The organism is Agrococcus sp. DT81.2 (assembly GCF_049844935.1).
In the GTDB taxonomy this organism is placed as follows: domain Bacteria; phylum Actinomycetota; class Actinomycetes; order Actinomycetales; family Microbacteriaceae; genus Agrococcus.
Genome location: NZ_JBNCLZ010000001.1, coordinates 221,268 through 241,113 on the forward strand (window position 1 = coordinate 221,268; position 19,846 = coordinate 241,113).

The following is a 19,846-nucleotide window of genomic DNA, read 5'->3' on the forward strand; positions in this document are numbered from 1 at the left end:
CCCGACGGGTCACGCCTTCGCGAACGCCCCGGCGTCGCCGTCGGCGCTGCGCGCGAGCGCGACCACCATGCTGCCGCTCGCGCGAGCGGAGAACCGGTCGCCGTCGACGGTGAGCTGCGGCTGCGCCCCGTCGATCCAGAGCGCGACGGCGTCGCCGTCGGCCCGACCCGTGATGGTCAGCGCGTCGCCGTCGCGGGTGACGCGCAGCTCGATGCTCGGCGCACCGGAGTGCGCTGCGCCCAGCGGGGTCCAGCGCGTCGCCGGCAGCTCGGGCGTCCGCGAAGGCGCGGTCCGCCGCGCGCGCTGGGCCTCGATCGCCAGCCCGATCCGCAGCAGGCGCTCGTCGTCGTAGACCCGCCCGGCGATCGTCAGCCCGACGGGCATGCCGATGTCGACCATCGTGCCCATCGGCACCGTGACCGTGGGGATGCCGAAGTGGCGCCACACGAGGTTGCCGTTGGCCACCCACGTGCCGTTGCGCCACGCGAGCCGCGCGGAGGCCGGATCCGTGTCGGCGTCCGCCGGGCCGACATCCGCGAGCGTCGGCATCACGACGACGTCGATGCCGTGCTCGTCGAGCCAGTCGTCCCAGTCGAGGCGGCGGGTCTGCTCGAGCCCCGCGAGACCCTCGGCCATCGCCGGGATCTCCTCGAGCCGAGGGACGGGCAGCGACGGGAACTCGGCCAGCTGGATGCGCGCGGCGGGCTCGAAGGCGGGGGAGTCGCGCTCGAAGCGGTCGGGGAGCGTGCCGGGCGGATGCGGGAAGATGCGGTCGCCGTCGACGTCGCGGAGGTGGAGCAGCGCGGGATCGCCGTTGCGCTGCAGGAAGCCCTCCCACGCCCACACGGCGAGCTCCCGCAGCTCGCTCTCGATGAACCGCGGCGGCACGATGCCGCGGCTCAGGATGTCGGGCGCGCCGTCGCGGTCGCCCTCGTAGTTCGAGACGAGCGGCAGGTCGGTCTCGACGACGGTGGCACCCGCGGCGCGGAGGTCGTCGGCCATCGCCCGCCACAGCTCGAGCACGCTCGCCCGCGTGGCGATGGGGGAGCGGATGCCGTCGTCGGCCCCGATGTACATGCGCGGCACCGCGATCCTGAGGCCCTCGAGCGGCGCGGGCTCGAGCGCGGCGAACGACGTGGGCCGCACATCCTGCACGCTCGGCAGCTGAAGCCACGGCTGCTGCCGCCAGAAGTCGCCGTCGGTGCGCGCGTCGGGGACGACGAGCACATCGAGCGCGTCGAGCAGGTCGGCCATCGACCGGGTGTGCGGCACGACGACATCCATGGTCGGCACGAGCGCCCAGTTGCCGCGCATCGAGATGAGGCCGCGCGAGGGCGTGTAGGCGCACAGCGCGTTGCAGCTCGCGGGCGCCCTGCCCGACGACCACGTCTCCTCGCCGAGCCCGATCACGCCGATGGAGGCGCCGGTCGCGCTGCCCGAGCCGTTCGACGAGCCCGAGCCGAAGGCGCTCGTGAGCCAGTCCGCGCTGTAGGGACTCTCGGCGCGGCCGCGCAGCCCCCGCTGCATGCCGCCGTTCGCCATCGGGGGCATCGTCGTCAGCCCGATGAGCACGGCACCGGCCTCGCGCATCCGCTCGACGGCGAACGCGTCCTCGCCGGCGACGAGATGCTCGAAGGCGGGGCTGCCGGCCGAGACCGTCATGCCCTTCGCCGAATAGCTCTCCTTCGCGGTGAAGGGGATGCCGTCGAGCGGGCTCGCGGGCCGGCCGGCGCGGATCCGCTCGTCGGCCGCCGCCGCCGCCGCGAAGATGTCGGGCGCGAGCACGGGTACCGCGTTGAGGCGCGGGCCCGCCACGTCATACGCGGCGATCCGGGCGAGCGTGAGCGCAGCGAGCTCGGTCGCGGTCGTGCGGCCCGCGTCGAGCTCGGTCCGCAGCGAGCGCACGCTCGCCTCCACGAGCCCGGTCATCGGCTGCTCCGGGGCTGCTGCTGCGTGATGCAGTGGATGCCGCCGCCGCGCGCGAAGATCTCGCGGGCATCGACCGTCACGGCCGTGCGGCCCGGGTAGACGGACTCGAGCACCTCGCGCGCCGCCTGGTCGGCGGCGGGATCGCCGAAGCCGCACACGATGATCCCGTCGTTGACGATCACGTGGTTGACGTACGACCAGTCCACCCAGCCCTCATCGTCGCGGAGCGTCGCCGGCGCCGCGAGCGGCACTACCTCGAGCGAGGCGCCGCTCGCGTCGACCGCGTCGGCGAGCACCCGCTCGATCTCGCGAGAGACGGCGTGGTCGGGGTGATCTGAGGAGCTCTGCACGTGCAGCAGCACGCGGCCGTCGCCGACGAGCGAGGCGACGATGTCGACGTGGCCGCGCGTGCCGTAGCGCTCGTAGTCGCGCGTGAGCCCGCGGGGAAGCCAGATCGGATGCGTCGCGCCGATCGTGCGCGCGAGCTCGGCCTCCACCTCTGCCCGGGAGATGCCCGGGTTCCTGCCCGGGTCGCGCTGCACCGTCTCGGTGAGCAGCACCGTGCCGAGACCGTCGACGTGGAAGCCGCCCCCCTCGTTCACGAGCTCGGAGGGGATGCGGGTGGCGCCCGCGAGGTCCGCGACGATCGACCCGATCTGCGCGTCGTGCTCCCAGCTCGCCCAGTCCTGCGCGCCCCAGCCGTTGAAGATCCAATCGACAGCCCCGAGCCTGCCTTCGTCGTCGAGCACGAAGGTCGGGCCGATGTCGCGCATCCACGCGTCGTCGAGGGGCGCCTCGACCACCGTCACGGCGCTCGAGAGCGATCGGCGCGCGACATCCAGCTCGGCCGGGTCGACGATCATCGTGACGGGCTCGAAGTCGCTCGCGGTGTTCGCGACAGCCGCCCACGCCTCATGGGCCGCCGCGGCCTCGGCGGGCGAGTCGCCGGCATTGGGGCCGTGCGGGAAGGCCATCCACAGGCGCTCCTGGGGAGCGGACTCGACTGGCATGCTCCAGGACATCGGGACCTCATCGTCGTGCCTACGTATTGACCATTTGGTCAATAACCTGGATCGACAAGTTACTGTGGATCCGGCGAGGAAGCAATGACCACCAGCAAGCGCGTGCGGAAGAGCCCCGACGAGCGCCGTGCCGACGTGTACGGCGCGGCGCGGTCGATCGCGCTCGAATCCGGCCTGAGCGCCGTCACGCAGCGCGCCGTCGCCGAGCGGGTGGGCGTCGCGCCCGCGCTCGTCACGCACTACGTGAATCGCATGGAGCTGCTCGTCGCCGAGATCTTCCACGACATCGCGAGCGAGGAGCTCGAGAGCGTCCGGGCGAGCGTCGAGGCGGTCGAGGGCGGCGACATCGAGCGGGTGCTCGCGCTGCTGCATGGGCTGATCCGCGACTACCGCCGCGACGTCGCGCTCGTCTGGCTCGACGGCTGGAGCCTGTCGCGACGCAACGACGAGCTCGCGTCGACGCTCGTCGCGGAGGCGCGCGCGTGGGAGGACTTCGTCGCGGGGGTCTTCGCGCACGGCCACGCGTCCGGCGCGTTCAGCGCACCCGACCCGCTCGCGCTCGCGCGCTTCGTCGTGGGCGCGACTGATGGGCTGAGCGCGCAATCCGCCGTGTGGGCCGGGTACGAGGAGGAGACCGTGCAGTACGTGATGCGGACCGTCGCCGGCCTCCTCGGCATCCCCGCCGAAACCCTGTCTCCATAGCTGGCGCCCACCGCCTATTGATCAACTGGCCAATAGTGTGCGATAGTCGCTGGCACGGCGCAGAGCAGTGCCGGCGACGGAGGGATGCACACCATGGTGGAACACACCTGCGACGTGGTCGTGATCGGCGCGGGAGCCGCTGGCCTGAGCGCCGCGACCCGCCTCGTCGACGCCGGCCTGACGGTCACGGTGCTCGAGGCGCGCGACCGTGTCGGCGGCCGCACCTGGACGCGCGAGATCGACGGCGCGATGCTCGAGATCGGCGGCCAGTGGGTCTCGCCCGACCAGGAGGCGCTGCTCGAGACGCTCGAGCAGCTCGGTCTCGAGACCTTCGAGCGCTACCGCTCCGGCGAGAGCATCTACGTCGACCGCGAGGGGCAGCGGCACCGCTACACCGGTGAGATCTTCCCCGCCGGTGCGCAGACCGAGGCCGAGATCGAGCGCCTCATCGGGATCCTCGACACCCTCGCCACCGAGGTCGGCGCCCAGGCGCCGTGGGCGCATCCGAAGGCCACGGAGTACGACGCGATCTCCTGGCACCACTGGCTCCGCTCCCAGTCGGACGACGAATCCGCGTGCGAGATCGTCTCGATCTACGTGGCAGAGGCGATGCTGACGAAGCCCGCCCACTCGTTCAGCCTGCTGCAGGCGCTGCTCATGGCGGCCTCCGCTGGCGGGTTCGCGAACCTCGTCGACGAGGACTTCATCCTCGACCGCCGGGTCGTCGGCGGCATGCAGCAGGTCTCGCTGCGGCTCGCCGAGCGACTGGGGGATTCGGTGATCGTGAACGCGCCCGTGCGGCGCCTCGAGCACACGGCCGATGGCGTCGTCGCGCACGCGGACGGCGACGTCGTCGTGCGCGCGACCCGCGCGATCGTCGCGGTGCCGCCGAACCTCTACACGCGCATCGACTTCCAGCCGCCGCTGCCGAGGCTGCACCAGCAGATGCACCAGCACGTCTCGCTGGGCCTCGTCATCAAGGTGCACGCGGTCTACGACACGCCGTTCTGGCGCGAGGACGGCCTCTCCGGCACCGTCTTCGCCCCGCACAGCCCCGTGCACGAGGTCTACGACAACACGAACCACGAGGACGCCAAGGGCACGCTCGTCGCGTTCATCTCCGACCTCAACGCGGATGCCTCGTTCCGGCTCGGTCCGGACGCCCAGCGCGCGGCGATCCTCGAGCAGCTGGCGATCTACTTCGGTCCGCGCGCGCTCGAGCCCGAGGTCTTCTTCCTCTCCGACTGGGGTGCGGAGGAGTGGACCCGCGGCGCGTACGCGGGCAGCTTCGACATCGGCGGGCTCTCCCGCTACGGGGCGATGCAGCGCGAGCCGCTCGGGCCGCTCCACTGGGCCTGCAGCGACATCGCGGCGGAGGGCTACCAGCACGTCGACGGCGCCATCCGACGGGGCTGGGCTGCGGCCGACGAGATCATCCAGGCGCGCGGCGCCTGACCGAGCAAGAACAGACAGAGGAGTCAATGGTGACTGCAACCAGCACGCGCGAGACCGCGGTCTCGTCGAAGGGCCTCGCGCCCGGCACCGTCGGGGTGCTCGGCGCGGTGGTGATCGGCGTGTCGACGATCGCGCCGGCCTACACGTTCACGGCAGCGATCGGGCCGACCGTGAGCGCCGTGGGCGTGCAGGTGCCGGCGATCATCCTGCTCGGCTTCGTGCCGATGCTGCTGGTCGCGTTCGGCTACCGCGAGCTCAACCGCGCGATGCCCGACGCCGGCACGTCGTTCACGTGGGCGACTCGCGCCTTCGGCCCCTACGTCGGCTGGATGGCCGGCTGGGGCCTCGTGATCGCGACCGTGCTGGTGCTCTCGAACCTCGCCGGCATCGCGGTCGACTTCCTCTTCCTGCTGCTCGCGCAGATCACCGGGAACCAGAGCATCGCTGAGCTCGCGGCGAACCCGTTCATCAACGTCATCACCTGCCTCGCGTTCATGGCTGCGGCGACGTTCATCTCGTACCGCGACATCGAGACCACCCAGCGCCTGCAGCTCGGCCTCGTGGCCTTCCAGCTGCTCGTGCTCGTCGTCTTCGGCGTGACCGCGCTCGTGCGCGCGACGTCGGGCGAGGCGGTCTCGTACACACCGATCGACGTCTCATGGTTCGACGTGCTGCAGGCGCCCTCGGTGAGCGCGGCGATCGCCGGCCTGTCGCTGTCGATCTTCATCTTCTGGGGCTGGGACGTCGTGCTCACCATGAACGAGGAGGCGAAGGATCCGGCTCGCACGCCCGGTCGCGCCGCCGCGATCACGATCCTCATCGTGCTGGGCCTCTACCTGCTGCTCGCGGTCGCGCTGCTCGTCTTCGCGGGCAACGGCGAGACCGGGCTCGGTCTCGGCAACCCCGACATCCAGGACAACGTGCTGTTCTTCCTGTCCGACCCGATCATGGGCCCGCTCGCCTGGCTCATCTCGCTCGCGGTGCTGTCGTCGTCGGCGGCGTCGCTGCAGTCGACCGCGCTCTCACCCGCAAGGACGCTGCTCGCGATGGGGCACTACGGCGCCGTGCCTGCGCGGTTCGCGTCGGTCCACCCGAAGTTCCGCACGCCGGGCTTCGCCGCGATCGTGGCTGCGCTCGTGGCGAGCGGGTTCTACGCGGTCATGCGATTCGTGAGCGAGAACGTGCTCTGGGACACCATCACGGCGCTCGGCATGATGGTCTGCTTCTACTACGGCATCACGGCGCTGAGCGCGGTCTGGTACTTCCGGAAGACGTCCACGTCGTCGGTCAAGGCGTTCCTCGTCCAGCTGCTCAGCCCGCTCATCGGTGGCGTCATGCTCGTCGTGCTCTTCGTGCAGACGCTCATCGACAGCCTCGACCCGGCCTACGGCTCGGGTTCCGAGATCGGCGGCGTCGGCCTCGTGGGCATCCTCGGCATCGGCATGCTGCTGCTGGGCGTCGTGCTCATGCTCATCATGCGGAGGCTGCGCCCGGCGTTCTTCCGCGGCGAGGTGCTGCCGATGGGCTTCAACAAGGGCGACCTCGACACGAAGGCGCTGTTCATCAAGTAGCGGCTGAGCCGTGCACGGATGCGTCAGGCCCAGTCCGAGGGGACCGGGCCTGACGTCGCCAACCGGCCTTTCGCCCCTCGTATCGGAACGCTGCCATCAGGAGTGCGTGCGAGAGTACGTGTCTGCGGCACGTCGCCGGCCGCGGAGAGGAAGGACCCTGCCCATGGATGGCCGGAGCCAGCAGGCAGTGAGCCGCGCGCTGCGATGAGCATCGACGGCGACAGCATCCAGAGGATCGCCCGCGACACCGCGGCCGGTCTCGAGGGCACCGAAGCCGGGTATCCGTTCACGCCGCGCCTCAGGGCGTACAAGTCTCGCGGAAGGGTGTTCCTCATCGTCACCGAGGACCCCGATGAGCAGATCATCACGGTCAAGGCCGACCCGCATCATGCCGACGCGCTCGTCCACGACCACGACACCATCACGCCGGGCCGCTACCTCGACAAGCGCCACTGGGTGAGCGTCGGCGCAGGCAAGGGCATCACTGCGTCCCTGGTGGAAGCGCTGGTGGTCGGCTCGTACGATCTCGTCAGCGGGCAGCCGGGCGAGCGCTGACGTGCGGCCAGGCGGTCGGCTGCGCGGCGGCAGTCGGGTCAGCCTGATGGCGTTCGCCCAGGGCTCGTCGAAGCGGACGCTGCCCGTCCACAGCACGACCGAGACCCAGATCGCGCTCATGAGCGCCGTCGCCAGCGCGACTGCGAGCGGGCCGAGCTACTCGACGAGCGGTGAGGCGTCGTCTCGATACGCGGCCTTCGGTAGCTACTCGACGAGCGGTGGGGCGTCGTCTCGATACGCGGCCTTCGGCAGCTACTCGACGAGCGGTGGGGCGTCGTCTCGATACGCGGCCTTCACCCCGCTGGTCGAGTAGCACGGCGGAGCCGCGCGTATCGAGACCTCTGGGGCACGTCGTCTCGATACGCGGCCTTCGGCAGCGACTCGACGAGCGGGTGCGGGGTCGTCTCGATACGCGGTCTTCGGCTGCTATCCGACGAGCGGGTGCGGCCTCGTCTCGATACGCGGCCTTCGGCTGCTACTCGACGAGCGGATGAGGGGAGCTAGGCGGACGCCGGGGTGAGCGTGATGAGGTTCGCCCACGGGTCGTCGAAGCGCAGGCTCTGGCCGTCGTCGGCGACCGGGATGCCGCGCGCCGTGAGGCGCTCGCGCGCGGCGCCGAGCGCCTCCGCGTCGGGCACCCGGATCTCGACGCGGCCGAGGCCGAGCGTGTCGGCGCGACGGCCGGCGCCTCGCGAGTTCCACACGTTCATCGCCATGTGGTGGTGGTAGCCACCGGCGCTCACGAACAGTGCAGTGTTGCCGAGCGAGGTCGTCTCCGCGAAGCCGAGCGCGTCGACGTAGAAGGCGCGGGCGGTCGCGACGTCGCCGACCTGCAGGTGCACGTGGCCGACCTTGGCGTCGACGGGCGCGATGGAGGACTGGCCGAAGGTGCCGCGGTCGAGGTGCTCGTTGACGAAGCGGTTCGGGTCGATGAACTCCGTGGTCATGTAGACGTGCCCGTCCTGCCACACCCACTGGTCGCGGGGCCGATCGACGTAGAGCTCGACGCCGTTGCCGTCGGGGTCGGCGAAGTAGAACGCCTCGGAGACGTGGTGGTCGCCGGTGCCGGCGAACTGGATATCCGGCAGTTGGGTCATGCGCACGACCGCTGCGGCGAGGGCCGCGTGGGTCGGGTAGAGGATCGCCGTGTGGAAGAGGCCCGCGTCGGCGGGGTTCGGCCCGCGCAGGTCGGGCGCCTCCTCGAGCACGAGGATCGTTCGGCCATCGACGCCCAGCTCGACGATGCCCGGTCGCTCGGCGATGCGCTCGAGACCCACGCCGGCGGTGTACCAGTGCACCAGCCGTGCGAGCTCGGCGGTCTTGAGCATCACGGGGCCCATGTCGGTGGCGTCGGGCAGCAGGTCGATCGTCGTCATACGAGATGCAACGTCCGGATGTCGGGAGCATTCCGAGCCCACGCTCGGCCCGCACGGGTAGGCTCACGCACCGTGAGCGAGAGCGTGTGGTCGTCGCGGGCTGACGAGCTGCTGCTCCGCACGTCGTCGACCGAGCCGACGCCCGGCAGCGGCGCTGCCGCGGCGGTCGCCGGTGCGTTCGGCATCGCACTCGTGCTGAAGGCGCTGACGATCACCGATGACGAGGGATGCGCTGCGCTGCGCAGCAGGGGAGAGGCGCTCGTCGAGCGGGTGGTCGCCGCCGCAGACCGTGACGCCGAGGCGTTCGCGGCGGTCATCGACGCGCGCGGCTCGGACGGGGACGTCGAGGCGGCGACGGTGGCGGCGGCCGACGTGCCGCTCGAGCTGGCGGAGGCGCTCGTCGCGGCGATCGAGCTCGCCGAGGCGTCGGAGCCGCTCGTGAAGCGCGAGCTCGTGAGCGACGCGCTCGCCGCCGGCGACCTGCTGCGGGGCGCTGGCAGCGCGGCGCTGCGCGCGGCAGCGCTCAACGTCGCGACGCTCGAGGAGCAGGGCGCGGCAGGCGCCGCTCGCCTCCGGCAGCGCCTCGGCGCACTGCAGGCGCAGCTCGACCGATAGCGCGCGCTTCGCGGACCCCTGATCAGCACGCGCACCCCCGATCGAGGGTCCGGCCGCCGATCTCGGGTCCGCTGACCGCTCGCGCGAGGCCCGGCCGGCGTCAGCGCGACTGCAGGTCGCGCTCGAGCACGGGCGCGAGGCGGAAGGGGATGAGCTCGCCCATCGACAGCCACGTCTCGGTGCGCACGACGCCGTCGCACGCGAGCACGAGCTTGTTCACGCGATAGAGGTCCTCCGCGTCGCGGCACACCGCGCGCACGAGCACGTCGGCCTGCCCCGACAGGCCGAACGCCTGCACGACCTCCGGGATCTCGCGCAGCTGCTCGACGACGCCGTCGATGCGCGGCTGGTCGACGTGCGTCGCCATGAACACGGTGAGCGGGTAGCCGAGCGCCGCCGCGTGGAACCGGCGATCGAAGCCCTGCAGCGCATCCGACGCCTCGAGCGCCGCGACGCGCGACTGCACGGTGTTGCGGGCGAGGCCGAGCTGCTCGGCGATCGCCGCGTTCGTGATCCGGGGATGCCGCGTCAGCTCGAGCAGGATCTTCCGGTCGGTGTCATCGACGATGCGCATGATGCGCAATCTAGCGCAGCGCCGTGCGCCACGGAATGGGCGTGGCGCGCAGCATGCGTGTCGCTGATTGCGCGAACTGCGTCCCGGGGGTAGCGTCGAGCCACGCTCTGCGGATGCACCCGTCCGTCGGAGCCGACCGGCGCTCAAGAGGCGCTTCGAACAAGGAGGTTCGATCGTGTCGATCACCGTGCCAGCCCCCGACCCCGAGCTCGCCGTCGGCATCGACTGCCCGCTGCGCGTGCTCGACCTCGACGGCAGCAGGCTGCCGAGCGAGCTGCTCGACCCGTACCTGACAGACATCGACGAGTCGGCGCTCACGAACCTCTACGTCGACATGGTGCGCGTGCGCCGCCTCGACACCGAGGCGTTCGCCCTCACCCGCCAGGGCCACCTCGTGCTGTGGCCGCCGCTGCTCGGCCAGGAGGCCGCGCAGGTCGGACCGGCCCGTGCGCTGCGACAGGACGACTGGGTGTTCGGCTCCTACCGCGAGCACGCGTTCGCGCTGCTGAAGGGCGTCGACCTCGCCGAGTTCGCGCACGTGTGGAAGGCGTACGCCCACGCCGGCTGGGACCCGCACGAGATCAACATGGCGCCGGCGCAGATCATCATCGGCGCGCAGAGCCTGCACGCCACCGGCTTCGCGATGGCCTCCAAGCTCGACCGCTCCGACGATGTCGCGCTCGCCTGCTTCGGCGACGGTGCCACGAGCGAGGGCGACGTGAGCGAGGCGCTCGTGTGGGCGTCGGCGTTCCAGGCCCCGGTCGTCTTCCTGTGCCAGAACAACCAGTACGCCATCTCGGAGCCCGTGCGCGTGCAGTCGAGCGCGCCGCTCGCGCTGCGCCCGACCGGCTTCGGCATCCCGTCGATGCGCGTCGACGGCAACGACGTGCTCGCCATGCACGCCGCCGCCCGCATCGCCTTCGACCGCGCCCGCTCCGGCGGCGGCCCGACGTTCATCGAGGCCGTCACCTACCGCCGCGGACCGCACACCACGACCGACGACCCGAAGCGCTACCGCGACGAGGCAGAGCTCGAGGAGTGGACCGCGAAGGACCCGATCGATCGCGTCGAGCGCGCCCTCGAGCGGATGGGCGCCAACATGGACGCCGTCCGCGCCGAGGCGAAGATCCGCGCCGACGAGCTCGCGAAGGAGCTCCGCGCCGCCGCCGAGCACGCCGAGGCGCCGAGCGCCGACGCCATCTTCGAGCACGTCTACGACCAGCCGACGAAGCGCATCCAGCGCCAGCAGGCGGAGCGCCGCGCGTTCGCCGCATCCATCGAGGGGAAGCGATGACCACCGAGACGCTCACGCTCGCGAAGGCCGTCAACGCCGCGCTCGCCGACTCGCTCGAGGGCGACGACCGCGTGCTGCTGATGGGCGAGGACATCGGCAAGCTCGGCGGCGTCTTCCGCGTCACCGACGGCCTGCAGGCCCGCTTCGGCGAGGAGCGCGTCATGGACGCGCCGCTGGCGGAGTCGGCGATCATCGGCACCGCGATCGGCATGGGCTACCGCGGCTTCCGCGTCGTCGCCGAGATCCAGTTCGACGGCTTCATCTACCCCGCGTTCGACCAGATCGTCGCGCAGGTCGCCAAGCTGCACTTCCGCTCCAAGGGGCGCGTCAAGGTGCCGCTCACGATCCGCGTGCCGTTCGGCGGCGCCATCGGCTCGGTCGAGCACCACTCCGAGTCGCCCGAGGCGTACTTCGCCCACACCGCGGGACTCCGCGTCGTGACCGCGTCGACGCCGCAGGAGGCGTACTCGACGCTGCGCGCCGCGATCGCGAGCGACGACCCGGTGCTGTTCTTCGAGCCGAAGGGCAAGTACTACACGAAGGGCGAGGTCGACCGCTCGATCGTGCGCGACCTCGACACCGCGAACGTCGTCGCCGCCGGCCGCGACGTCACGGTCGCCGCGTACGGCCCGACGGTCGAGACGGCGCTGCGCGCCGCGATCGCCGCCGCCGATGAGGGCATCGAGATCGAGGTCATCGACCTGCGCTCGATCTCGCCGCTCGACGTCGACACCGTGGTCGAGTCGGTGCGCCGCACCGGCCGGCTCGTCGTCGCCCACGAGGCGCCCGGCGAGGTCTCCGTCTCGAGCGAGCTCATCACCTCGGTGGTCGAGCGCGCCTTCTCGAGCCTCGAGGCCGCCCCCGAGCGCGTCACCGGCTACGACACCCCCTACCCGCCGTCCGCGATCGAGCACGACTACCTGCCGAGCCTCGACCGCATCCTCGACGCCGTCGACCGCACGCTCGGCCGCCGCAGCTCGCGCGACGAGCTCGACACCTCCCTCGCAACGACCGGAGCCGCCCGATGAAGACGTTCCTGCTGCCCGACCTCGGCGAGGGCCTCACCGAGAGCGAGGTCGTCGCCTGGCGCGTCGCCGAGGGCGACACCGTCGAGCTCAACCAGCCGCTCGCCGACATCGAGACCGCGAAGGCCGTCGTCGAGCTGCCGAGTCCCTACGAGGGCGTCATCACGAAGCTGCACGCGGCCGAGGGCGAGACCGTCGCCGTCGGCGCGCCGCTCATCGAGTTCGACGTCGCCGGTTCCGAGAGCACGCGTGCGGATGCGCCGGCACCCGAGACGTCGTCGGAGGACGCGCCGTCGCCCGAGGCCGGGCCCGTGGCCACGCCCGAGGACACGATCGAGGAGACGCCCACGGCCGTCGAGCCGGAGGCGAAGCCCGAGAAGGTCTCGGTGCTCGTCGGCTCCATCACCGTCCATGGTGGCAAGCCCGTGCGCGCGAAGCGCACCTGGGACGTCGAGCCCTTCCAGCGCCCAGAACGGACCGGCACCGAGCGGGCGACCGCGCGCACCAACCACGCCATGCCGCCCGTCCGCAAGCTCGCGAAGGACCGCGGCATCGACCTGCAGTCGGTGCGCCCGTCGCGGGCCGACGGCCTCGTGACGCGCGCCGACCTCGAGTCGCACGCCACCGCATCCGGCAGTGCTGCATTCGGCAGTGCTGCATCCCCGGCAGCGGCTCCTGCGTCGACGCGCGAGAAGGTGACGGGGCTGCGCAAGCACACCGCCGCCGCCATGACGCAGTCGGCGCTCACCGTGCCGCACGCCGCCACCTGGCACCAGATCGACGTCACCGAGACGCTCGCGCTCGCCCGCTCGGGCGATGCGTCGTTCCTCGCGCTCGCGTGCCGGGCGATCCTGCTCGCCGCCAAGCGCTGGCCCGACGTGACCGCGTCGTTCCACGCCGACTCCAACGAGCTCGAGCGGTTCGCGCACGTCAACCTCGGCATCGCCGTCTCGACCGACCGCGGCCTCGTGGTCGCGTCGGTCGACGAGGCGGAGACGATGGATGCCGTCGCGCTCACCGCCGCGATCAAGGACCGCGCGACGCGCGCCCGTGAGGGCTCGCTGTCGATGGCCGAGCTCACCTCGTCGAACATCACCGTCTCGAACGTCGGCGTCTTCGGCGTCGACGGCGGCATCCCGATCCTGAACCCCGGCGAGTCGGTCATCCTCGCGCTCGGTGCGGTGCGGAAGATGCCCTGGGCGCACGAGGGCGAGGTGGCGCTGCGCGACGTGTGCACCGTGACCGTGTCGTTCGACCACCGGGTGCTCGACGGACGCGAGGCGGCCGGCTTCCTCGCCGATGTCGCCGCGGTGCTCGAGCGTCCCAGCCTGGCACTGGCACGGTAGGGGCATGCACGCCCTGACCACCCACGTCGATCCCGCCAGCGAGGCCGCCCGCAGCAACCGCGCCGCGATGGAAGCGCTCGTCGAGGAGCTGCGCGAGCGGCTCGACCGCGTCGCGCTCGGCGGACCGGAGTCGTCGCGCGAGCGGCACGTCGCGCGCGGCAAGCTGCTCGCGCGCGACCGCATCGACACGCTGCTCGACCCAGGCAGCCCGTTCCTCGAGGTCGCGCCGCTCGCGGCGTGGGGCGTCTACGGCAAGGACGTCGACGGCACCGGTGGTCAGGATGCGCCCTCTGCTGGCGTCGTGGCGGGGATCGGCCTCGTGCACGGCCGGCACGTGATGGTGATCGCGAACGACGCGACCGTCAAGGGCGGCACGTACTTCCCGCTCACCGTGAAGAAGCACCTGCGCGCGCAGCAGATCGCGCGCGAGAACCGCCTCCCGTGCATCGCGCTCGTCGACTCGGGCGGCGCGTTCCTGCCCATGCAGGACGAGGTCTTCCCCGACCGCGAGCACTTCGGCCGCATCTTCTTCAACCAGGCGCAGCTCTCCGCCCTCGGCATCCCGCAGCTCGCGGCGGTCATGGGCTCGTCGACCGCGGGCGGCGCGTACGTGCCGGCCATGAGCGACGAGACGGTGATCGTGCGCGAGCAGGGCACGATCTTCCTCGGCGGCCCGCCGCTCGTGAAGGCCGCGACCGGCGAGGTCATCGACGCGGAGTCGCTCGGCGGCGGCCAGCTGCACGCCGAGGTCTCGGGCGTCGTCGACCACCTCGCCGACGACGACGAGCACGCGCTCGAGATCGTGCGCGACATGGTGGCGGCCCTGCCCGACACCGACCGCGCCCTGCCGGGCGCCGTACCGGCGCCGACGCGGTCGTTCGGCACCCGTGTGTTCGGGACGGGATCGTACGTGCCGCTCGACGCCGCGGACGACGACGACGAGCTCGCGCCCGCGGTCGACCCGGCGACGCTCTACGACGCCATCCCGCCCGACCTGCAGACGCCCTACGACGCGCGCGAGATCATCGCCCGCATCGTCGACCGCAGCGAGTTCCACGAGTTCAAGTCCGGCTACGGCGAGACGCTCGTCACCGGCTTCGCCGAGCTGCACGGCCACACCGTCGGCATCATCGCCAACAACGGCGTGCTCTTCTCGGAGTCGGCCATGAAGGGCGCGCACTTCATCGAGCTGTGCGACCAGCGGGGCGTGCCGCTCGTCTTCCTGCAGAACATCACCGGCTTCATGGTCGGCTCGGAGGCCGAGCGCGGCGGCATCGCCAAGCACGGCGCGAAGATGGTGACCGCGGTCGCGACGACGCGAGTGCCCAAGCTGACCGTCGTGGTGGGCGGCTCGTTCGGCGCCGGCACCTACTCGATGTGCGGCCGCGCCTACGACCCCAGGTTCCTCTGGCTCTGGCCGAACGCGCGCGTGAGCGTCATGGGCGGGCCGCAGGCCGCATCCGTGCTCTCCACCGTCAAGCGCGAGCAGATCGAAGGCGCGGGCGACGAGTGGTCGGCGGACGCGCAGGCCGACTTCGAGCGACCCGTGCGCGAGCAGTACGAGCGGCAGGGCAACCCCTACTACGCGTCGGCCCGCCTCTGGGACGACGGCGTGATCGACCCCGCAGACACCCGCCGCGTCCTCGGCATGGCGCTCGACGTCGTCACCGCCGTGCCGCTGCCCGAGCCACGCTTCGGCGTCTTCAGGATGTGATGCAGATGCCCGACACGCTCGACACCGACATGTTCCACACCGTGCTCGTCGCCAACCGCGGCGAGATCGCGATTCGCGTCGCACGCACCCTCCGTGACCTCGGCATCCGCTCGGTCGCCGTGCGCGCCGAGGACGACCCCTCACCGCACCCCGCGCACTTCGACGAGGTCATCTCGCTGGGCACCGGTCCGCTGCGCGACACGTACCTGTCGATCGAGAAGGTCATCGAGGCGGCGCGAGCCACGGGCGCGCAGGCGATCCACCCGGGCTACGGGTTCCTCTCCGAGAACGCGGCGTTCGCGCAGGCGTGCGCGGATGCCGGGGTCGTGTTCATCGGACCGCCCGCCTCCGCGATCGAGACGATGGGCGACAAGATCTCGGCGCGGCACGCGGTCGAGTCGCGCGGCGTGGCCACCGTGCCGGGCATCGCCGAGCCCGGCCTCGACGACGCGGCGCTCATCGCCGGCGCCGAGCAGGTCGGTTTCCCCGTGCTCATCAAGCCCGCCGCCGGCGGCGGCGGCAAGGGCATGTACCGCGTCGACGAGGCGGCGCAGCTGGCGTCGGCCCTCGCGGCAGCCCGCCGCGAGGCGAAGTCGTCGTTCGGCGACGACACCCTCTTCATCGAGCGGTTCGTGACCAACCCGCGCCACATCGAGGTGCAGGTGCTCGCCGACACGCACGGCAACGTCATCCACCTCGGCGAGCGCGAGTGCTCGCTGCAGCGTCGCCACCAGAAGGTCATCGAGGAGGCGCCGAGCCCGCTGCTCACTGAGGCGCAGCGCGCGTCCATCGGCTCCGCCGCCGTCGAGACGGCCCGGTCGGTGGGCTACGTCGGAGCCGGCACCGTGGAGTTCATCGTCGCCGCCGACCGGCCCGACGAGCCGTTCTTCATGGAGATGAACACGCGTCTACAGGTCGAGCACCCCGTCACTGAGATGGTCACCGGCGTCGACCTCGTCGAGCAGCAGCTGCGGATCGCCGCGGGGGAGCCGCTCGCGATCGCGCAGGACGACGTGACGCTCACCGGTCACGCGATCGAGGCACGCATCTACGCCGAGGACCCGGCGGCCGGCTTCCTGCCGACCGGCGGCACCGTGCTCGATCTCCGCTGGCCAGCGGGCCGGCACGTGCGGGTCGACGCGGGTGTCGAGCACGGCACGACCGTCGGCTCGAGCTACGACCCGATGATCGCCAAGGTCATCGCGCACGGCGGCGACCGTGCCGAGGCGATCGAGCGGCTCCGCGACGCGCTGCGCGAGACGAGCGTGCTCGGCGTCACGACGAACCGCGGCTTCCTCCGAGCGCTGCTCGACGAGCCGAGCGTGCGCGCGGGCGACCTCGACACCGGCTTCATCGACCGCGAGGGCGAACGGATCGCGGGCGCGCAGCTGCCGGCGGAGGCGCTGGCGATCGCGGCGGCGCAGCAGCGAGGCGTGCCGCCTGCGGTCGGCGCGTGGGCGCCCGACGGCTGGCGGATGAGCGGTGCGGTCGGACGCCGCGCGCGGTTCCGCGACGCCGACGGCATCGCCGAGGTGCAGGTGCTCCGCGCCACCGAGGACCAGCCGTACCACTGGGACTCCAGTCCTGGTGTCGCCGCGGCGCGCGAGGTCGACATCTTCGTCCGTCGCGCCGACGGCACGGTGCAACGCTTCGAGCAGCTGCCGACGGGCGTGCCGGTCGCCGCTGAGGGCGATGGGACGTGGGTGTGGACGCCCGACGGCGACTGGCTCGTCGAAGCGCCGCCGCGCACTCGCCGCGGCCGTGCCGCCGCCGAGCCGACCCTCGCATCCCCGATGCCGGGCACCGTCGTGGCGGCGCACGCCGCCGACGGCGACACGGTGACCGAAGGCCAGGCGATCGTGAGCGTCGAGGCCATGAAGATGGAGCACGTGCTGCGTGCGCCTGTCGCCGGCACCGTGCGCCTGCACGCCGTGGTCGGCGAGCAGGTGACGCGCGGGCAGGAGCTCGCAACCGTGACCCCCGAGGAGGCAGCAGCATGAGCGAGACGCCGGAGACCGTGACGGAGCGCCGGGTGACGCAGCGCGGGCTGTGGTTCGACGAGCTCGAGGAGCATGTCGTCTACGAGCACCGACCCGGCCGCACCATGACCGAGACCGACAACGTGCTGTTCACGACCCTCACGATGAACGCGCAGCCGCTGCACCTGGATCGCGCGTACAGCGAGACGACCGAGTTCGGCGAGCCGCTCATGAACTCGATGCACACGCTCGCCACCATGGTCGGGCTCTCGGTCGGCCAGCTGACGCTCGGCACGATCGTCGCCAACCTCGGCTTCAGCGACATCACCTTCCCCGCGCCCGTGCGGCACGGCGACACGATCTACTGCGAGACGCGCGTGCTCGAGAAGCGGCCGTCGAAGTCGCGGCCGGGGCAGGGGATCGCGACGTTCGAGCACCTCGCCCGCAACCAGCACGGTGACGTCGTCGCACGCGCCGTGCGGAAGGTGCTCATGCAGAGCGCGCCCGAGGGGGAGCAGTGAGCGCCGCGGGAGCGAAGCAGCTGGGCATGGGCCCGGCGCTGCTGTTCTGCCCCGGCGACCGGCCGGATCGCTTCCAGAAGGCCGCGGACCGCGCCGATGCCGTGATCCTCGACCTCGAGGATGCCGTGGGGCCCGACGCGAAGGACGCCGCCCGCGAGGCGGTCGTGGGCGCCCGCCTCGACGCCGCTCGCACGATCGTGCGGGTGAGCGCCGCATCCACTGAGGGCTTCGACGCCGACCTCGCCGCGGTCGCCGCCTCGCGGTTCCGCACCGTCATGCTCGCGAAGGCAGAATCGGTCGACGAGGTCGACTGGGTGCTCGCAGCCGTGCCCGACGCGCGCGTCGTCGTGCTGTGCGAGACGGCCCGAGGCGTGCTCGCCGCCGAGGCGCTTGTGGCCCACGACGCGGTCGTCGGCATCATGTGGGGCGCCGAGGACCTCGTCGCCTCGCTCGGCGGCACGTCGAGCCGCGACGAGACGGGCGCGTACCGCGACGTCGCCGCGCACGCCCGCAGCCGGATCCTGCTCGCCGCGGGCGCCTACGGCGTCACCGCGGTCGACGCCATCCGCACCGACATCGCCGACCTCGCGGGAGCGCACGCCGAGGCGGTCGACGCCGCGGCGTCCGGCTTCGGCGCCAAGGCGGCCATCCACCCCAACCACGTCGAGCCCTACCGTCAGGCGTTCGCGCCGACGGACGACGAGCTCGAGCTCGCGCGCCGCATCCTTGCGGCGGCGCTGCAGAACCCCGGCGTCTTCTCCTTCGAGGGACGCATGGTCGACGAACCGATCCTCCGGCACGCCAGAAGCGTCGTCGAGAGGGCATCCACCACCACGAATGGGAGCACCCGATGACCACCACGGCCATGAACCCCGCTGTCGACGAAGTCGTCGACGGCACCGAGATGCTGAGCGCGGAGCACCAGGAGCTCGCGCGCACCGTGCGCCGCTTCGCCGACGAGGTCGTCGCACCCGCGAGCTACGAGTACGACACCGCACGCCGGCTGCCGATGGAGATCATCGCGCAGATGGGCAGGATGGGCCTGTTCGGCCTGCCGATCCCCACCGAGTACGGCGGGCAGGGCAAGGACTACATGTCGCTCTGCGTCGCCGTCGAGCAGCTCGGGCGCGTCGACCAGTCGATCGCCGTCACGCTCGAGGCCGGCCTCGGGCTCGGCGCCATGCCGATCCTGCGCTTCGGCACCGAGGAGCAGAAGCGCACCTACCTGCCGGCGCTCGCGCGCGGCGAGGCGCTCGCCGCCTTCGGCCTCACCGAGGCGCAGGCCGGCAGCGACGCCGGTGCGACGCAGACCACGGCCGTGCTCGAGGACGGCTGGTGGCGCATCGACGGCACGAAGCAGTACATCACCAACTCCGGCACGCCCATCACGTCGGTCGTCACGGTCACGTGCGTCACGGGCCGCAAGGTCGGCAGGGACGGCCGCGAGAAGCCGGAGCTGTCGACGATCATCGTGCCGACGCCCATCGACGGCTTCACCGCGCTGCCCGCCTACGACAAGATCGGCTGGAACACGTCCGACACGCATCCGCTCGTCTTCGACAACGTGCGAGTGCCCGAGCGGAACCTGCTGGGGGAGCGCGGCAAGGGATTCTCGAACTTCCTGTCGGTGCTCGACGAGGGCCGCGTCGCGTTCGCCGCGCTGTGCGTCGGCGCCGCGCAGGGCTGCCTCGAGCAAGCGATCGAGCGGGCGAAGACGCGCGTCGTCTTCGGTCGGCCCATCGGCGACAACCAGCACATCGCATTCACGATCGCGCGGATGCGCTCCCGCGTGCACGCCGCCCGTGCCGTGATGCACGACGCGGCACGCCGCATCGACCAGGGCCTGCCCTTCACCGAGCAGGCGTCGCTCGCCAAGCTCATCGGCTCGGAGGCCGCGGTCGCGAACGCGAACGACGCGACGCAGATCTGGGGCGGCGAGGGCTTCATGAACAAGAACGTCGTGGCGCGGCACCTGCGCGACTGCCGCATCCTGACGCTCGGCGAGGGATCGACCGAGGTGCAGCTGGCGATCATCGCCCGCGCGCTCGGCTTCGAGAAGTCGTTCGGCGGCTGACCCGCCCCCGGTTGAGGGTTGGCGGCCCCGGGTGGGGGTCAACCGCCCCGCACCCCCCCCAGGGGGGCCGCCCCGCCCCGCGGACGGGGGGTGG

The 19,846-nt window shown here is 71.9% G+C and carries 18 protein-coding genes; 14 read left to right on the forward strand and 4 right to left on the reverse strand.

Translation table 11 applies throughout. The features are described 5' to 3' along the window. Positions 1–9: 9 nt before the first annotated feature. Together ACLQ21_RS01040 and ACLQ21_RS01045 are read right to left on the reverse strand one after the other, a co-directional pair. The gene (locus ACLQ21_RS01040) at positions 10–1,929 is read right to left on the reverse strand and encodes an amidase (RefSeq protein WP_425660580.1); all 1,920 of its coding nucleotides are present in this window, start codon (positions 1,927–1,929) and stop codon (positions 10–12) included. Further along, positions 1,926–2,951: an agmatine deiminase family protein gene (locus ACLQ21_RS01045; RefSeq protein WP_425660582.1), complete on the reverse strand. Its 1,026-nt coding sequence runs from the start codon at positions 2,949–2,951 to the stop codon at positions 1,926–1,928. The genes ACLQ21_RS01040 and ACLQ21_RS01045 overlap by 4 nt, the downstream gene beginning before the upstream one ends. Positions 2,952–3,035: 84 nt before the next feature. Between ACLQ21_RS01045 and ACLQ21_RS01050 the strand changes: the two genes are divergently transcribed. The 5 genes from ACLQ21_RS01050 (at position 3,036) to ACLQ21_RS01070 (ending at position 7,547) form a co-directional block, all read left to right on the forward strand. Then, complete coding sequence (locus ACLQ21_RS01050; protein ID WP_425660584.1) at positions 3,036–3,653, forward strand: TetR/AcrR family transcriptional regulator; 618 nt, start codon at positions 3,036–3,038, stop codon at positions 3,651–3,653. A 93-nt stretch (positions 3,654–3,746) separates the two neighbouring features. Then, on the forward strand, positions 3,747–5,108 hold the full coding sequence (locus ACLQ21_RS01055) for a flavin monoamine oxidase family protein (RefSeq protein ID WP_425660586.1): 1,362 nt from the start codon (positions 3,747–3,749) through the stop codon (positions 5,106–5,108). A 26-nt stretch (positions 5,109–5,134) separates the two neighbouring features. Next, entirely contained in the window at positions 5,135–6,679 is a 1,545-nt protein-coding gene (locus tag ACLQ21_RS01060) for an APC family permease (protein ID WP_425660588.1), read from the forward strand. A 204-nt stretch (positions 6,680–6,883) separates the two neighbouring features. Then, entirely contained in the window at positions 6,884–7,234 is a 351-nt protein-coding gene (locus ACLQ21_RS01065; protein WP_425660590.1) for an MmcQ/YjbR family DNA-binding protein, read from the forward strand. 46 nt (positions 7,235–7,280) lie between these two features. Next, positions 7,281–7,547 carry a hypothetical protein gene (locus ACLQ21_RS01070; RefSeq protein ID WP_425660592.1) on the forward strand — a complete coding sequence of 89 codons (267 nt, stop codon included), beginning with the start codon at positions 7,281–7,283 and terminating at the stop codon, positions 7,545–7,547. Between the two features lie 187 nt (positions 7,548–7,734). Here the strand turns inward: ACLQ21_RS01070 and ACLQ21_RS01075 are convergent, their stop codons facing one another. Next, positions 7,735–8,610, reverse strand: a complete 876-nt coding sequence (locus tag ACLQ21_RS01075) for a VOC family protein (protein ID WP_425660594.1) — start codon at positions 8,608–8,610, stop codon at positions 7,735–7,737. A gap of 72 nt (positions 8,611–8,682) precedes the next feature. On the opposite strand from ACLQ21_RS01075, the gene ACLQ21_RS01080 reads away from it, so the two are divergent. Continuing rightward, a complete protein-coding gene (locus ACLQ21_RS01080; protein WP_425660596.1) occupies positions 8,683–9,225 on the forward strand; it encodes a cyclodeaminase/cyclohydrolase family protein in 543 nt (180 codons plus the stop codon). Positions 9,226–9,325: 100 nt separating this feature from the next. Here ACLQ21_RS01080 and ACLQ21_RS01085 read toward each other — a convergent pair whose 3' ends face one another. After that, positions 9,326–9,799: an Lrp/AsnC family transcriptional regulator gene (locus ACLQ21_RS01085; protein ID WP_425660598.1), complete on the reverse strand. Its 474-nt coding sequence runs from the start codon at positions 9,797–9,799 to the stop codon at positions 9,326–9,328. A 175-nt stretch (positions 9,800–9,974) separates the two neighbouring features. On the opposite strand from ACLQ21_RS01085, the gene pdhA reads away from it, so the two are divergent. From pdhA to ACLQ21_RS01125, 8 genes are read left to right on the forward strand one after another with little or no spacing between them, the layout of a single operon-like run. After that, entirely contained in the window at positions 9,975–11,093 is a 1,119-nt protein-coding gene (gene pdhA, locus ACLQ21_RS01090; RefSeq protein ID WP_425660600.1) for a pyruvate dehydrogenase (acetyl-transferring) E1 component subunit alpha, read from the forward strand. Further along, on the forward strand, positions 11,090–12,121 hold the full coding sequence (locus ACLQ21_RS01095) for an alpha-ketoacid dehydrogenase subunit beta (RefSeq protein ID WP_425660602.1): 1,032 nt from the start codon (positions 11,090–11,092) through the stop codon (positions 12,119–12,121). The genes pdhA and ACLQ21_RS01095 overlap by 4 nt, the downstream gene beginning before the upstream one ends. Beyond that, a complete protein-coding gene (locus ACLQ21_RS01100; RefSeq protein ID WP_425660604.1) occupies positions 12,118–13,464 on the forward strand; it encodes a dihydrolipoamide acetyltransferase family protein in 1,347 nt (448 codons plus the stop codon). Before ACLQ21_RS01095 ends, ACLQ21_RS01100 begins: the two co-directional genes overlap by 4 nt. Positions 13,465–13,468: 4 nt before the next feature. After that, positions 13,469–15,178: a carboxyl transferase domain-containing protein gene (locus ACLQ21_RS01105; protein WP_425660605.1), complete on the forward strand. Its 1,710-nt coding sequence runs from the start codon at positions 13,469–13,471 to the stop codon at positions 15,176–15,178. Further along, positions 15,178–17,178: an acetyl/propionyl/methylcrotonyl-CoA carboxylase subunit alpha gene (locus tag ACLQ21_RS01110; RefSeq protein WP_425660607.1), complete on the forward strand. Its 2,001-nt coding sequence runs from the start codon at positions 15,178–15,180 to the stop codon at positions 17,176–17,178. The genes ACLQ21_RS01105 and ACLQ21_RS01110 overlap by 1 nt, the downstream gene beginning before the upstream one ends. Further along, entirely contained in the window at positions 17,175–17,678 is a 504-nt protein-coding gene (locus ACLQ21_RS01115) for a MaoC family dehydratase (RefSeq protein WP_425660609.1), read from the forward strand. The genes ACLQ21_RS01110 and ACLQ21_RS01115 overlap by 4 nt, the downstream gene beginning before the upstream one ends. A 26-nt stretch (positions 17,679–17,704) precedes the next feature. After that, complete coding sequence (locus ACLQ21_RS01120) at positions 17,705–18,532, forward strand: HpcH/HpaI aldolase/citrate lyase family protein (RefSeq protein ID WP_425661389.1); 828 nt, start codon at positions 17,705–17,707, stop codon at positions 18,530–18,532. Between the two features lie 50 nt (positions 18,533–18,582). After that, positions 18,583–19,752, forward strand: coding sequence for an acyl-CoA dehydrogenase family protein (locus ACLQ21_RS01125; RefSeq protein WP_425661391.1), 1,170 nt, complete (start codon positions 18,583–18,585; stop codon positions 19,750–19,752). Positions 19,753–19,846: the final 94 nt, after the last annotated feature.